Raw genomic sequence first — 14,126 nt, 5'->3', positions numbered from 1 at the left:
GTCCTCATGCGAATGCAAGCGCCGGAGCGTTCGATTCCGCGCGGCGCTGCTGAGCGCGCACCAGGCGTTCCATGGTCTTCAGCCCGCGGTCGTTCAGGCGCATCGCCGCATCGACCCATTCGGTGGTGACCGACAGCAGTTCGTCCAGGGTGACCGGATTGCAGGCCTGGCGGACCGTGTTCATCGCGCGCAGCGCGTTGCCGATGCGCTGGTTGCGCTTGACCATGTCGGCTGCCGCGCGCAGGCCTTCGCCGCGCGGCACGACCAGGTCGACCACGCCCATGCGCTGCAGTTCCTCGACCGGGTACACGCGCGCGTCCAGCATCATGCGCTCGGCCTGGACCGGGGTGACGCGGCGGGTGAGGAAGGTGTAGGCGCCCATGCCCGGGAACAGGTCGAACAGCACTTCCGGGAAGCCCATGCCGGTGCCTTCCTCGGCGATGATGGTGTGGCAGCACAGCGCGGCCTCGAAACCGCCGCCGAGCGCGTCGCCCTGGATCACGGCGATGCTGTGCACGCGGTCTTCGTAGAGCTGATAGAGGTTGAACGCGACCTCGATGCAGAGCTTGGCGTACTCGAGCAGGCGGCCGCGGTTGCCGTTGCGGATCAGCTGCGAGAACAGGGCCAGATCGCCGCCGAGGTTGAAGGCCTGGGCGTCGTCGGAGGCGAGCACGAGATGATGGATGCCGGCGCGCGCATCGTCGGACGCGGCAAGCTCGCGACGGATGCATTCCTGGGTGCGCTTCATATCCCACAGCAGGCGCTCGGAGAAGCAGGGGTGGTAGACCTGGGAGGGATTGGCGTGCATGTAGCACCAATCGGCGGTGCCGGCGGCATCGGTGACGCGGCGGAACAGCGAGGAATCTTCGAGGTGCAAACGTGCGGGGACAGCAGACATGGCGAGGCTCCTAGTCGTAGTAGGGAATGGCGGGCGTTAGCCCGGCAAATTCATGCTACACCTGCCGTTCAGACTCGAAGCTCCAGAAATTGGCCGACCCCGCATCCGGAACGGGCGTGTGGCCGATTCAGCATGCCTCAGCGGGCGTGACCCGTTTGGCAAACCGATGCCCGGCACGGGCGATTCTAAGCGCCCAAAACGAAGCGCCCGCAAGGCTCGGGGCCTTGCGGGCGCGTTTAAGCGGCTTATCGGACGGACGGTGCCGTTAGCTGCCGGATCGGCGGCGTTCAGGCCGCCGGCGCGTCTCGCAGCTCGCGGCGCAGGATCTTGCCGACGTTGGTCTTGGGCAGCTCGGTACGGAACTCGACGTACTTGGGATGCTTGTAGCCGGTGAGATTTTCGCGCGCGTGCGCCTTGACCTGCTCGGCGGTCAGCGACGGGTCCTTCTTGACGATCACGACCTTGACCGCCTCGCCGGACTTCTCGTCGGGCACGCCGACCGCGGCCACTTCCAGCACGCCGGGCATCATCGCGATCACGTCCTCGACCTCGTTCGGATACACGTTGAAGCCCGACACCAGGATCATGTCCTTCTTGCGGTCGACGATGTAGAAATAGCCCTGTTCGTCCATGCGCGCCATGTCGCCGGTGTGCAGCCAGCCTTCGTTGTCGATGACGTTGGCGGTTTCCTCCGGACGCTTCCAATAGCCCTTCATGACCTGCGGGCCCTTGATGCACAGCTCGCCGACTTCGCCCATCGGCAGCATGTTGCCGTTCTCGTCCTTGACGCAGGCGTCGGTGGAGGAGATCGGCAGGCCGATGGCGCCGTTGTAGTCGGCCAGGTTCATCGGGTTGATGCAGGCCGCGGGCGAGGTTTCGGTGAGGCCGTAGGCTTCCAGCAGGGTCACGCCGGTGACCTGCTTCCAACGCTCGGCCACGGCGCGCTGCACCGCCATGCCGCCGCCCAGGGTCAGGTGCAGACGCGAGAAATCGACCTCGTCGAAGCCGGGCGTGTTGAGCAGGCCGTTGAACAAGGTGTTGACGCCGGTGATGGCGGTGAATGGCGTTTTCTTCAGTTCTTTGACGAACCCAGGCATGTCGCGCGGGTTGGTGATCATGTGGTTGAGGCCGCCGAACTTCATGAAGACCAGACCGTTCGCCGTCAAAGCGAAGATGTGGTACAGCGGCAACGCGGTGATGATGATTTCCTCGCCCAGCTTGACGTTGGTGCCGACCCAGGCCGCGGCCTGCTGCATGTTGGCGACCAGGTTGCGGTGGGTGAGCATCGCGCCCTTGGCCACGCCGGTGGTGCCGCCGGTGTATTGCAGGAAGGCGATGTCGTCGGGCGTGATCTCGATGTCGGGCAGCTTGTGCATCTGGCCCAGGGTCAGCGCGTCGCGGAAGCGGGTGGCGCCCGGGATGTTGTAGTCCGGGACCATCTTCTTCACGTGCTTGAGCATGAAGTTGACGATCGCGCCCTTGGGGAAGCCGAGCATGTCGCCCAGGCCGGTGGTGATGACCTTGATCGAGCTGCCGGCCACCACGTTCTGCACGGTGTCGCCGAAGTTGTCGAGCACGAAGATGACGCTGGCGCCGGAGTCGTCGAGCTGGTGCTTGAGCTCGCGCGGCGTGTACATCGGGTTGGTGTTGACCACGGTCAGGCCGGCGCGCAGCACGCCGAAGGTCGCGATCGGGTACTGCAGGCAGTTGGGCATCATGATCGCGACGCGATCGCCCTTCTTGAGCTTGAGCTCGCCCAGCAGGTAAGCCGCGAACTGGGCGCTGAGGCGGTCGATCTCGGCGTAGGTCAGGACCTTGCCGAGGTTGGAGAAGGCCGGGCGGTCGCGATACTTCTCAATCGCGGTTTCCAGCACCGAAACGATGGACGGGAACTCGTCCACGTCGATTTGCGGCGGCACTTCCGCCGGGTACTGGGCAAGCCACGGACGTTCAAAACTCATCGCGATCCCCTCTCTATCGCCGCTGTTTCCGTTCGCTGGCGGCGCAAGCGAATGCGCTGCCGTACGGTCCTCACTGGATTGGAGCATAGGCTCTATTGGCTGGCAAGGAGAGCCAGTGCGAGAGCGCGAAACACCGCCGCGACGTGTCACGATGGCGACCGAAAAAACGAACGGACGGTCAGGTCTATGAGCCCCCCAACGACGAGTTTCGGGACGCCGCATTGGCGTCGCATCGCCCTCGGCCTGTGCGCATTGGCGCTGCTGGCCTTGCTGGTCGCCTGCGCGCGCACGCCGCCCGAGCAGCGTCTGCGCGAAACCCTGGGCGAGTTGCAGACGGCCTTGGAGCAGCGCGATCTGGAGGCCCTGCACGCCAGCCTGGCCGATGATTTCGTCGGCCCGGACGGCATGGACCGCAACGGCGCCCGCGCATTGGCGATGCTCAGCTTCCGGCGTTACCGCGACGTGGGCGTGGCGCTGGGGCCGGCGCAGATCGAGATCCAGGGCGACCGCGCCACGGTGCGCTTCAGCGCGGCGCTGACGGGTGGCGCGGGGCGGGTGCTGCCGGAGGCCGCGCAGGTCTACGAGGTGCAGACCGGCTGGCGCGAAAGCGACGGCGAATGGCGGATGAGCAGCGCGGAGTGGAAGCCGAAGTTGTAGGGCTGGGAGAGGAGGGCGGATGACCGCTTTCCCTTACTAGGGCCCTACCGCTTTCCCTTCTCCCGCTTGCGGGAGAAGGTGCCCGAAGGGCGGATGAGGGCARCGGATGAGGTTGGAGTTTCGCRCCTGCGGCGGCCCTCACCCCAACCCGCATCCCGGCCCGACCGCACAGCGGCCGGGCGTTCGGTGCAGCGCGAGCCATGGCTCGCAAACGCCGCCCCTCACCCCGCAGGCGGGAGAGGGGCKAATGCGCGCGGATGTACGRGKTTCGTTTCCCTTCTCCCGCTWGCGGGAGAAGGTGCCCGAAGGGCGGATGAGGGCARCGGATGAGGTTGGAGTTTCGCRCCTRCGGCGGCCCTCACCCCAACCCCTCTCCCGCAGGCGGGAGAGGGGCTACGAGCCGAGCAGGGCTTAAGACCGCTTACGCCGCCTTACGTGCCGCCAACTGCCGCAGCACGTAATGCAGGATGCCGCCGTGCTGGGTGAGCAAGGGCCAGCTTGCGCGGCATGGCCGCGCGGCCCTTGCGAACGCCCGCCGCGCCGCGGCGGGCGGGGCTTCCGGCCCTACACAAAGCCGCTTACGCCGCCTTGCGCGCCGCCAACTGCCGCAGCACGTAATGCAGGATGCCGCCGTGCCGGAAGTACTCGACTTCCTTAGGCGTCAGCAGCAGCACCTTGACCTCGAACTGGACGCGGCTGCCGTCGGCCTTGGTCGCGGTCAGGGTGGCGGTCTTGGCGGCGCCGTCCTGCAGGCCGGTCACGTCGATCACTTCCGAACCGTCCAGGCCATGGGTCTGGGCGTTCTCGCCGTCCTTGAACTGCAGCGGCAGCACGCCCATGCCGACCAGATTGGAGCGGTGGATGCGCTCGAAGCTCTCGGCGATCACCGCTTTGACGCCCAGCAGGTTGGTGCCCTTGGCGGCCCAGTCGCGCGAGGAGCCGGTGCCGTATTCCTTGCCCGCGAACACCACCAGCGGCACGCCGTCGGCCTTGTACTTCATGGCCGCGTCGTAGATCGCCAGCTTCTCGCCGGCGCCGCCGTCCTTGCCGAAATAAAGGGTGTTGCCGCCTTCCTCTCCGCCGAACATCAGGTTCTTGATGCGGATGTTGGCGAAGGTGCCGCGCACCATCACGTCGTCGTTGCCGCGGCGCGAGCCGTAGCTGTTGAAGTCGACCGGCTGCACGCCGCGTTCCTGCAGGAAGCGGCCGGCGGGCGAATCCTTCTTGATGTTGCCGGCCGGCGAGATGTGGTCGGTGGTGATCGAGTCGCCGAACAGGCCCATCACGCGCGCGCCGGTCACGTCGGCGATATGGCCGACCTGCATGGTCATGCCGTCGAAGTAGGGCGGGTTCTTGATGTAGGTGGAGGCCTCATCCCACTGGAAGGACTCGCCGTCGGGCGAAGCGATCTGGTTCCAGCGCGAGTCGCCCTTGAACACGTCGGCGTAGTTCTGCGCGAACAGCTCCGGGCCGACGGTGGCGGCGATGGTGTCGCCGATTTCCTTATTGCTGGGCCAGATGTCGCGCAGGTAGACGTCCTGGCCGTCGCTGCCCTTGCCGATCGGTTCCTGGGTGAGGTCGATATTGACCGTGCCCGCGATCGCGTAGGCCACCACCAGCGGCGGCGAGGCCAGGTAGTTGGCCTTCACTTCCGGATGCACGCGGCCTTCGAAGTTGCGGTTGCCCGACAGCACCGAGGCCACCACCAGCTCGTTCTCGGCGATGCCCTTGGAGACTTCGTCCGGCAGCGGGCCGGAGTTGCCGATGCAGGTGGTGCAGCCGTAGCCGACCACGTAGAAGCCCAGCTTCTCCAGATCGTCGAGCACACCGGCCTTCTTCAGGTAATCGGTAACCACCAGCGAGCCCGGCCCCAGCGAGGTCTTGACCCAGGGCTTGGATTTCAGGCCCAGGCGCGCGGCGTTGCGCGCGAGCAGGCCGGCGCCCAGCATCACCGCCGGGTTGGAGGTGTTGGTGCAGGAGGTGATCGCGGCGATCACCACCGAGCCGTCGCAGAGCTCGGCGTCCTGGTCCTTGATGCGGATCCTGGACACCGGCTTGGCGGCCAGGTGCTCGGCCTGCGGCTGCGCGCCGCCCTCGGCCTTGAGCTCGTCGATCGCGCAACCGACCTTGGGCTTGCGGTTGGCGACCAGCGGGCCGAGGTTGTCCTGGAAGTTGCTGTGCACGTTTTCCAGCAACACGCGGTCCTGCGGGCGCTTGGGGCCGGCCAGCGAGGGTTTGACGTCGCCCAGGTCCAGTTCCAGCGTGGCCGAATAGGTGGCGTGGGCCTGGCCGGGCTCGTGCCACAGGCCCTGGGCCTTGGCGTAGGCCTCGACCAGGGCGATCTGTTCCTCCGAGCGGCCGGACAGGCGCAGGTAGGTCAGGGCCTCGGCGTCGATCGGGAAGATGCCGCAGGTCGCGCCGTACTCGGGCGCCATGTTGGCGATGGTGGCGCGGTCGGCCAGCGGCAGGTGCTGCAGGCCGTCGCCGTAGAACTCGACGAACTTGCCGACCACCCCGTGCTTGCGCAGCATCTGGGTCACGGTCAGCACCAGGTCGGTGGCGGTGGCGCCCTCGGGCAGCTTGCCGGTCAGCTTGAAGCCGACCACCTGCGGAATCAGCATCGACGAAGGCTGGCCCAGCATCGCCGCCTCGGCCTCGATGCCGCCCACGCCCCAGCCCAGCACGCCGATGCCGTTGATCATGGTGGTGTGGCTGTCGGTGCCGAACACCGTGTCCGGGAAGGCCTGCAGCTCGCCGTTGACTTCGCGGCCCATGACCACGCGGGCCAGGTTCTCCAGGTTGACCTGGTGGACGATGCCGGTATTGGGCGGCACCACCTTGAAGTTCTCGAAGGATTTCTGGCCCCAGCGCAGGAAGCTGTAGCGCTCCTGGTTGCGCTGGAACTCGATCTTGCCGTTGAGGTCCAGGGCCTCGGGACTGCCGTAGACGTCGACCTGGACCGAGTGGTCGATGACCAGCTCGGACGGGATCAGCGGGTTGATCTGCGAGGGCTTGCCGCCCAGGCGGCCGACCGCGTCGCGCATCGCGGCCAGATCGACCACGCAGGGCACGCCGGTGAAGTCCTGCAAGACCACCCGCGCGGGCATGAAGGCGATCTCGGTGTCCGGCTCGCGGGTCGCGTCCCATTGCGCGACCGCCTCGATGTGCTCCGGGCCCACGGTCATGCCGCCGTCCTCGTGGCGCAGCAGGTTCTCCAGCAGGATCTTCATGGAGTAGGGCAGGCGGGCGATGTCGTAGCGCTCGCCCAGGGCCGGCAGGCTGAAATAGGTGTAGTCGCGGCCGTTGACGGAAAGCTGGCGGCGGGTCGAATAGGAGTCGGGCATGGGGGTGATGCTCCTGATGTGCGGCTGGCGTGCCCGCGTGTGCGGGCAAGGTGGCGTGCGTTCGTCGCGATTATCACCTTATCGGATTCAGGTAGCGTGCAGACAATGGTCGCAAGCGCGCCACAGCGTTCCGTAAAAACCACGCAAAGCCTTGCCGGATATGGCTGTCAGGCCCCGGGCGCGTTGCCGCGAAACGCCTTTCCAGGCAAAATACGCGGTCGAGGGGCCGCCCGCTTCAGACCCGCTCCGAAAGGGCAAGCTCCGAACCCCGCCAGCCCGCGACGCATCCCATTCCGGTGGCCGATGCGGCGCCGGCGCGGTGCATACCAGCTCCATCTACGGGACTCTCCATGCTCTCCAGCTACCGCCAACACGTTGCCGAGCGCGCCGCGCTGGGCATTCCGCCGCTGCCGCTGACCGCTCAGCAGACCGCCGAGGTCATCGAACTGCTGAAGAACCCGCCGGCGGGCGAGGGCGAGTTCCTGCTCGACCTGATCACCCACCGCGTCCCGGCCGGCGTCGACGACGCCGCCAAGGTCAAAGCCTCCTATCTGGCCGCGGTCGCGTTCGGCACCGAAACCAACCCGCTGATCAGCCGCGAGCGCGCCACCGAGCTGCTGGGCACCATGCTGGGCGGCTACAACATCCATCCGCTGATCGAGTTGCTCGACGACGCCCAGGTCGGCGGCGTGGCCGCGAACGCGCTCAAGCACACCCTGCTGATGTTCGACGCCTTCCACGACGTCCAGGAAAAGGCCGAGCAGGGCAACGCCAACGCCCGCGCCGTGCTGCAGAGCTGGGCCGACGCCGAATGGTTCACCAGCAAGCCGGAAGTGCCGGAAAGCCTGACCATCACCGTGTTCAAGGTGACCGGCGAGACCAACACCGACGACCTGTCGCCGGCGCCCGACGCGACCACGCGCCCGGACATCCCGCTGCACGCGCTGGCGATGCTGAAGAACAAGCGCGACGGCATCGAGCCGGAGGAAGACGGCAAGCGCGGCCCGATCGCCTTCATCGAATCGCTGAAGGACCAAGGCCACCTGGTCGCTTACGTCGGCGACGTGGTCGGCACCGGCTCCAGCCGCAAGTCGGCGACCAACTCGGTGCTGTGGTTCACCGGCGAAGACATCCCCTACATCCCGAACAAGCGCTTCGGCGGCGTGTGCCTGGGTTCGAAGATCGCGCCGATCTTCTACAACACCATGGAAGACGCCGGCGCGCTGCCGATCGAACTCGACGTGTCGCAGATGAACATGGGCGACGTGGTCGAGCTGCGTCCCTACGACGGCAAGGCGATCAAGGACGGCGTGGTGATCGCCGAGTTCGCGCTCAAGTCCGACGTGCTGCTGGACGAAGTCCGCGCCGGCGGCCGCATCCCGCTGATCGTCGGCCGCGGCCTGACCGCCAAGGCGCGCGAGGCCCTGGGCCTGCCGACCTCGACCCTGTTCCGCCTGCCGCAGAACCCGGCCGACACCGGCAAGGGCTATTCGCTGGCGCAGAAGATGGTCGGCCGCGCCTGCGGCCTGCCGGAAGTCGACGGCGTCCAGCCGGGCATCCGTCCGGGCACCTACTGCGAACCCAAGATGACCTCGGTGGGCTCGCAGGACACCACCGGCCCGATGACCCGCGACGAGCTCAAGGACCTGGCCTGCCTGGGCTTCTCGGCCGACCTGGTGATGCAGTCGTTCTGCCACACCGCCGCGTACCCGAAGCCGGTCGACGTCAAGACCCACCACGACCTGCCGGCCTTCATCAGCAACCGCGGCGGCATCGCCCTGCGCCCGGGCGACGGCGTGATCCACTCCTGGCTCAACCGCATGCTGATGCCCGACACCGTCGGCACCGGCGGCGACTCCCACACCCGGTTCCCGGTCGGCATCTCGTTCCCGGCCGGCTCCGGCCTGGTCGCGTTCGCCGCGGCCACCGGCGTGATGCCGCTGGATATGCCCGAGTCGGTGCTGGTGCGCTTCAAGGGCGAGATGCAGCCCGGCGTGACCCTGCGCGACCTGGTCAACGCGATCCCGCTGGCCGCGATCCAGCAGGGCCTGCTGACCGTGGCCAAGCAGGGCAAGAAGAACATCTTCTCCGGCCGCATCCTCGAGATCGAAGGCCTGCCGCAGCTCAAGGTCGAACAGGCCTTCGAACTGTCCGACGCCTCGGCCGAGCGCTCCGCCGCCGGCTGCACGGTGAAGCTGGATGCCGAACCGATCATCGAGTACCTGACCAGCAACATCACTCTGCTGAAGTGGATGATCGCCGAAGGCTACGCCGACCCGCGCTCGCTGCAGCGCCGGATCAAGGCGATGGAAGGCTGGCTGGCCAACCCGCAGCTGCTGGAAGGCGATGCCGACGCCGAGTACGCCGCGGTGATCGACATCGACCTCAACCAGATCGTCGAACCCATCGTGGCCTGCCCGAACGATCCGGACGACGTGAAGACCCTGTCCGACGTCGCTGGCGCGGCCATCGACGAGGTCTTCATCGGCTCGTGCATGACCAACATCGGCCACTTCCGCGCCGCCGCCAAGCTGCTGGAAGGCAAGCGCGACATCCCGACCCGTCTGTGGGTCGCGCCGCCGACCAAGATGGACGCCTCCGAACTGACCAAGGAAGGCCACTACGGCACCTTCGGCACCGCCGGCGCGCGCATGGAAATGCCCGGCTGCTCGCTGTGCATGGGCAACCAGGCCCAGGCTCGCGAGGGCGCGACCGTGTTCTCGACCAGCACGCGCAACTTCCCCAACCGCCTGGGCCGCAACACCAACGTCTATCTGGGCTCGGCCGAACTGGCCGCCATCTGCTCGCGCCTGGGCCGCATCCCGACCCGCGAGGAGTACATGGCGGACGTCGGCGTGCTCAAGGCCAGCGGCGACCAGATCTACCGCTACATGAACTTCGATCAGATCGAGGATTACAAGACGGTGGCGGATACTGTCGCGGCTTGATCGGATCGCAAGTTTCGGGCGCTAGGCGCTCGCGGAAAACCCGGCTTCGGCCGGGTTTTTTTGTGTCTGTTTAGACGTAATTATGTGGAGCGACTATGGAAATTATCAGCCCGCGCTGAACAAATCGGGCTTTGGCGGAATGATTCAGATTGCTTACGGTCGCGACATCTTCTAGCGTCGCAAGTTGCTGCATGCCAACACTAAAGTCGATGCCGCTTCGCGGTGCGGCCGAATTCAGGCGCTAGGCCGAGCAGCAGGGGCAACGGCGACTTGGAGGAATCATGCGGCGCGGATTACTGATTGTCGCAGCGTTTTGGCTCGCTATCGCGGCTTTACTGGCGCTGCAGTTCTGGCCACTTGTTCCGAACTCCCTACTTGGTTGGATCTTGTTCGTTGTTATTGGGCCGCCGCTCTGTGTAATTGTTTCAATACTTGCTGAGTGGCTCCCCGGCTGGTTGTTCCCGCCCAAGCCGGGCGCCGTCATCTTGCGTCGTCCGTTTTCCATCAAGCGTGTGCTGATGGCTCTAGGCGTAGGCTTGGTAGTCCTTGCGCTCTGTTGGTGGTTCGCATCATGGTTAGCCGGCACGTCGTAGCGCCGCCTGACAATTCATTCGAGCCTGAGCTACTTCGTGTTCATGCTGCAGCGGCCATAGCGGCGGGCGCAGCGAATCAGCTCTTGGAGCACAGGTTCTAACAATTCATTCAAGCTGACCCGCTTAGCCGTTCGGCTCAACTCGGGCGCCTCACGAGGTGTTTATGCCATTCGCTCGAACTCTGATTGCCTTTGGGCTTGTGTTTCTAGTTCTGCCACTGCCCGCTCAACAGCACAACGTTCGCCCGCCGCAAGGATTGGTTCCAGACGCTAGAACCGCAATTTCCATTGCGGTGGCTGTCTGGGTGCCAATCTACGGCGAGAAGCAGATCGAGTCGGAGCGACCCTATCGGGCAACACTTGCTGATGGGAAATGGACTGTGACAGGCTCACTCCCCAAAGGCTGGGTAGGCGGCACTGCGACAGCCGTCATTTCCAGGTCGGACGGCCAAATCTTACGTGTTAGCCACGGCAAGTGAGGCCTAACAATTCATTCAAGCCGAACCCGCTTCGCGGGTCGGCTTAATTCAGGCGTTAGGCAGCATGGAAGAGAAGTCGGCACTTGAGAAGTACCAAGCTCTACTCGTGGATTGGGTTGCGCCCAGGTTCACGCCAGAGATGTTGAAAGGAAACGAATCCATGCCGGCGGATGAGTGCGAGCTGATGGATATCGTGTTCCAACACTTCACTGAACTCACAGATTGTGTTGATCGGCTGGATCTGTGTTTGGCATTCATTAAAGCGCCAATGCCTCGCCGTAAGGGACTAAAAGCTGATGACTACCTGATGTACCACATCACCTTCTATTTCCAAGAGGTGTACATACTCAACGAGCGGTTCGAAAGTTACGCAAAGAGCGTACTTAGACTTCGCAAGAAACGGATTGGGCTAGAAGGCGTCAACGCTAGCCCACTGGATGGCTTGTTGGAGCGGATACGTGTCGCGCTATCCTCCGTCGTTCTGGTGCGCGGCAAACATGTGCACGCCCGAGCATTCCGAGATGAGGAAATGAAAGAACTCTCGACATTCTCTTTTCTCGCCATCCACGCCCCAGAAAGGAACGAGTGGCGCGCTCTACACCGGCAGCTCTACAGCGTCGCGCGAAAAACTTGGGTCAAGAGGCTAACCAACAACCGCGAATCGATCACGAAGTTATTGAATGAGTTCTGCGAGCTAATGCACGAGATTGTTGCCGGCGGGGATCGCAGCTTGCTGCCTAACAATTCATTCAAGCCGAAGCCGCTTCGCGGGTCGGCTTAATTCAGGCGTTAGGCGCCAATACGGTATTCCACTCATGAAAGACGAAAGCACAGCTGCATTGGAACAGTTCCGTAACTGTCTCAACAGCTTCGACTATGTTCCTGACAAGGGGTTCAGCCGTAATAGCGGCATATATCCTCTTATCTGCTACATCAACAACATTACTGGCGCCCTGCTCAGTGCCAACTACGAGATTGTTGCCGCATTTGTGGCCCGCGCCTCAGAGCATATGCGCGACTTTCCACCCACCGAGAGCAATCGCCCGTACTACTTGCTCGCAACAAGCTACCTCACACAGGTTGTTCACCACCTCAACACCTGCGGGGCGTTCGTTGAGTTTGACGCGTCGCGCGTCCCGGCTTCTATCCTCGGCGGCGGTCCCCAGCAGGCGCCTAAAAATTCATTCAAGCCGAAGCCGCTTCGCGGCTCGGCTTAACTCAGGCGTTAGGCGGCTGATGATGGCTGGAGCAGTCTTGGTGTCCGATGGTCGCGGTACATCGATGAGTAGCGCTGCCTTTGATCATATTATCGAGGCGACTCGAGAAAGGTTTCTGGCATCAGAGTCAGAGATCGTCGCAGCCATCTACAAGCCCTATGACCATGAGGGGATGATGTTCATTAGTCTTGTGGATTCACCGCCAGAGATGTTTCGCGCCTTTTGTAGGGCAGCCCTTCGCGCCAGGGCCGAGAGTCCACATGCCGCGTTGTTCAAGGCAGAATGGGGTGAGCTCTGCGATCAACTCGCGCTCGATTCGCGCGCAAAAGTTGCATAGGCAGTGCGGCTGATGCATGGCGCGCCGCCTAACAATTCATTCAAACCGAACCCGCTTTGCGGGTCGGCTTAATTCAGGCGTTAGACCTGCATGGAAAGCTGCTTGGATCTCTGGGTAACGCGTAAGTCACCGATTTCTCTCGGTGAGTGGCAGTCTTTTGTTGCCTCGCGCTCCGATTTCGAACCCACCGGCCAGTTGCATGGCCTCAGCCCTGACGGCCAACCCATTACTCTTCCCCAAGGCGAGTCCTATTGGTGGCTTGGTCACGATGCTGGTGAGACTGTCCCGGTCGCATTTGCAAACGGTGCAGTGCATATTGCAGATGGCACCCCTTCCTCGCGAGCACTGGCCGACAGTTTGGCAACGTTCTTTGGTGGGGCCGTGCATGAGGGTTAGCGCGTGCAGGTCTAACAATTCATTCAAGCCGAAGCCGCTTCGCGGCTCGGCTTAATTCAGGCGTTAGCCGTCAGAAGATCAAGAGCCCATGTTCAAGGACTACGCACTATTCAACCTGGCCGAGGCAAAGCAGGCCATCGAGCAGTTGATGGCTGAGATGCAGTCGGATCCCGACTACGATGACGGCAGTTACCTTGTGGACATGCAGCATATCTATTGGCATCTCAATAGTGCCTGGAACGGCCGTAATTTTGACTCATCCAAGAGCAAGCTCACGAACGATTTGTATGATTCGTTTATCCAGTTTCCGACAGATATCGATCCGTGAGAGCACTGCCGGCTAACTATTCATTCAAGCCGAAGCCGCTTCGCGGCTCGGCTTAATTCAGGCGTTAGGTGCCGCTACAGTCATGCTGTCAGTCGAGACAACAACAAAAAAACTGCGATTGGGTGCGTTCATTGGTGTCGTGCTTATTTCTTTAAGCCTCTGTAGCTACCGTTTTATTAGTCCGAGTGCTCGGGTAGCGCGCGACACAATTCAGAATCTATCGGCTACTAGCATCTCCGAGGTCGTCTTGGAACCTGCGCGCGAGGCGTCTTTGATTCAAGCGGGTCAACGCCTCACGGATCCGGCCACCATTGCCGAGTGGACGCGGGCTTTTGCATCGGTTCAACCCTTTCGTCCCGAGCATCCCCTAGTGCAACGGTGCATGTACGTGAGCTTTGCCACAACTCGCGGCACTGTCGGTGGGCAACTCTGCACCCTTCGTTCCGGCGGGCATATGCTCACCCAGTGGAGCTCGGTCCGCTCTGGCTGGTACTACGGGAGCTACTTGCTTCCGGCCAGCGTTAAGCTAGAACCTCTACTTAGGGCGGCCAATCATCGAGGGGCGGCACCTAACAATTCATTCAAGCCGATGCCGCTTCGCGGCGCGGCTTAATTCAGGCGTTAGGCCGCTAGGACAGTCCATGCCCGCCACTCCATACATTGAGTCTGAGAGCAAGCAGCCCGTGGGAGGGACCGCGTACAACTACATCTTTAGTCGTGGCGTTAAAGGCTTGGTTCGTACTTCAAAAGACAACTCGCAGATCTTTGTCTTTCTTTCATTCCCAGACACGACGGACTTGCTTACGTGGGAGCCTAAACGCGTTCTCCCGCTGCTCCAGCAATTCGGCGCGCAGGCAGTGCCAAGCATCGACTCTTGGGCCCTGCAGATCCCAGCCAGCGTCGCACAGCAGGCACTTCAGGAAATCGATGCAGTCATTGGCGAGCGCCGCTTTTATGCTTAGAGCGCGG

10 protein-coding genes are annotated in these 14,126 nt (G+C 63.4%); 7 read left to right on the top strand and 3 right to left on the bottom strand.

Translation table 11 applies throughout. The annotated features are described in order from the left end of the window. Nucleotides 1–4: 4 nt before the first annotated feature. Nucleotides 5–898 (bottom strand): crotonase/enoyl-CoA hydratase family protein, encoded by an 894-nt coding sequence (locus ASD69_RS05800; RefSeq protein WP_082576287.1) that lies wholly within the window; start codon nt 896–898, stop codon nt 5–7. Between the two features lie 287 nt (nt 899–1,185). After that, nucleotides 1,186–2,859: a long-chain fatty acid--CoA ligase gene (locus ASD69_RS05795; protein WP_056174901.1), complete on the bottom strand. Its 1,674-nt coding sequence runs from the start codon at nt 2,857–2,859 to the stop codon at nt 1,186–1,188. A 186-nt stretch (nt 2,860–3,045) separates the two neighbouring features. On the opposite strand from ASD69_RS05795, the gene ASD69_RS05790 reads away from it, so the two are divergent. After that, nucleotides 3,046–3,516 carry a nuclear transport factor 2 family protein gene (locus ASD69_RS05790; RefSeq protein ID WP_162250615.1) on the top strand — a complete coding sequence of 157 codons (471 nt, stop codon included), beginning with the start codon at nt 3,046–3,048 and terminating at the stop codon, nt 3,514–3,516. A gap of 578 nt (nt 3,517–4,094) precedes the next feature. Here the strand turns inward: ASD69_RS05790 and acnA are convergent. Next, nucleotides 4,095–6,860, bottom strand: a complete 2,766-nt coding sequence (gene acnA, locus ASD69_RS05785) for an aconitate hydratase AcnA (RefSeq protein WP_056174897.1) — start codon at nt 6,858–6,860, stop codon at nt 4,095–4,097. A 350-nt stretch (nt 6,861–7,210) separates the two neighbouring features. Between acnA and acnB the strand changes: the two genes are divergently transcribed. The 6 genes from acnB to ASD69_RS05760 all read left to right on the top strand — a co-directional run bounded on the left by acnB (nt 7,211) and on the right by ASD69_RS05760 (nt 14,119). Next, nucleotides 7,211–9,808, top strand: coding sequence for a bifunctional aconitate hydratase 2/2-methylisocitrate dehydratase (gene acnB, locus ASD69_RS05780; protein ID WP_056174895.1), 2,598 nt, complete (start codon nt 7,211–7,213; stop codon nt 9,806–9,808). Between the two features lie 1,135 nt (nt 9,809–10,943). Then, on the top strand, nt 10,944–11,660 hold the full coding sequence (locus tag ASD69_RS05775; protein WP_056174894.1) for a hypothetical protein: 717 nt from the start codon (nt 10,944–10,946) through the stop codon (nt 11,658–11,660). A gap of 34 nt (nt 11,661–11,694) precedes the next feature. After that, the gene (locus ASD69_RS05770) at nt 11,695–12,096 is read left to right on the top strand and encodes a hypothetical protein (RefSeq protein WP_056174892.1); all 402 of its coding nucleotides are present in this window, start codon (nt 11,695–11,697) and stop codon (nt 12,094–12,096) included. Between the two features lie 40 nt (nt 12,097–12,136). Beyond that, on the top strand, nt 12,137–12,433 hold the full coding sequence (locus ASD69_RS21790; RefSeq protein WP_157499052.1) for a hypothetical protein: 297 nt from the start codon (nt 12,137–12,139) through the stop codon (nt 12,431–12,433). A 484-nt stretch (nt 12,434–12,917) separates the two neighbouring features. Then, a complete protein-coding gene (locus ASD69_RS05765; RefSeq protein ID WP_056174889.1) occupies nt 12,918–13,157 on the top strand; it encodes a hypothetical protein in 240 nt (79 codons plus the stop codon). A 641-nt stretch (nt 13,158–13,798) separates the two neighbouring features. Next, on the top strand, nt 13,799–14,119 hold the full coding sequence (locus tag ASD69_RS05760; protein ID WP_056174888.1) for a hypothetical protein: 321 nt from the start codon (nt 13,799–13,801) through the stop codon (nt 14,117–14,119). The last annotated feature ends 7 nt before the right edge of the window (nt 14,120–14,126 follow it).

Origin of the sequence: Lysobacter sp. Root604, assembly GCF_001427505.1 — a bacterium.
Lineage (GTDB): Bacteria > Pseudomonadota > Gammaproteobacteria > Xanthomonadales > Xanthomonadaceae > Lysobacter.
Note: the sequence above shows the minus strand (reverse complement) of the source record. Positions and strands in the feature narration are given on the sequence as shown.

Bases quoted from the DNA above. Each gene is read 5' to 3' on its own strand.
- ASD69_RS05800 (WP_082576287.1), bottom strand. From the start codon at position 898: ATGTCTGCTGTCCCCGCACGTTTGCACCTCGAAGATTCCTCGCTGTTC.
- ASD69_RS05795 (WP_056174901.1), bottom strand. From the start codon at position 2,859: ATGAGTTTTGAACGTCCGTGGCTTGCCCAGTACCCGGCGGAAGTGCCG.
- ASD69_RS05790 (WP_162250615.1), top strand. From the start codon at position 3,046: ATGAGCCCCCCAACGACGAGTTTCGGGACGCCGCATTGGCGTCGCATC.
- acnA (WP_056174897.1), bottom strand. From the start codon at position 6,860: ATGCCCGACTCCTATTCGACCCGCCGCCAGCTTTCCGTCAACGGCCGC.
- acnB (WP_056174895.1), top strand. From the start codon at position 7,211: ATGCTCTCCAGCTACCGCCAACACGTTGCCGAGCGCGCCGCGCTGGGC.
- ASD69_RS05775 (WP_056174894.1), top strand. From the start codon at position 10,944: ATGGAAGAGAAGTCGGCACTTGAGAAGTACCAAGCTCTACTCGTGGAT.
- ASD69_RS05770 (WP_056174892.1), top strand. From the start codon at position 11,695: ATGAAAGACGAAAGCACAGCTGCATTGGAACAGTTCCGTAACTGTCTC.
- ASD69_RS05765 (WP_056174889.1), top strand. From the start codon at position 12,918: ATGTTCAAGGACTACGCACTATTCAACCTGGCCGAGGCAAAGCAGGCC.
- ASD69_RS05760 (WP_056174888.1), top strand. From the start codon at position 13,799: ATGCCCGCCACTCCATACATTGAGTCTGAGAGCAAGCAGCCCGTGGGA.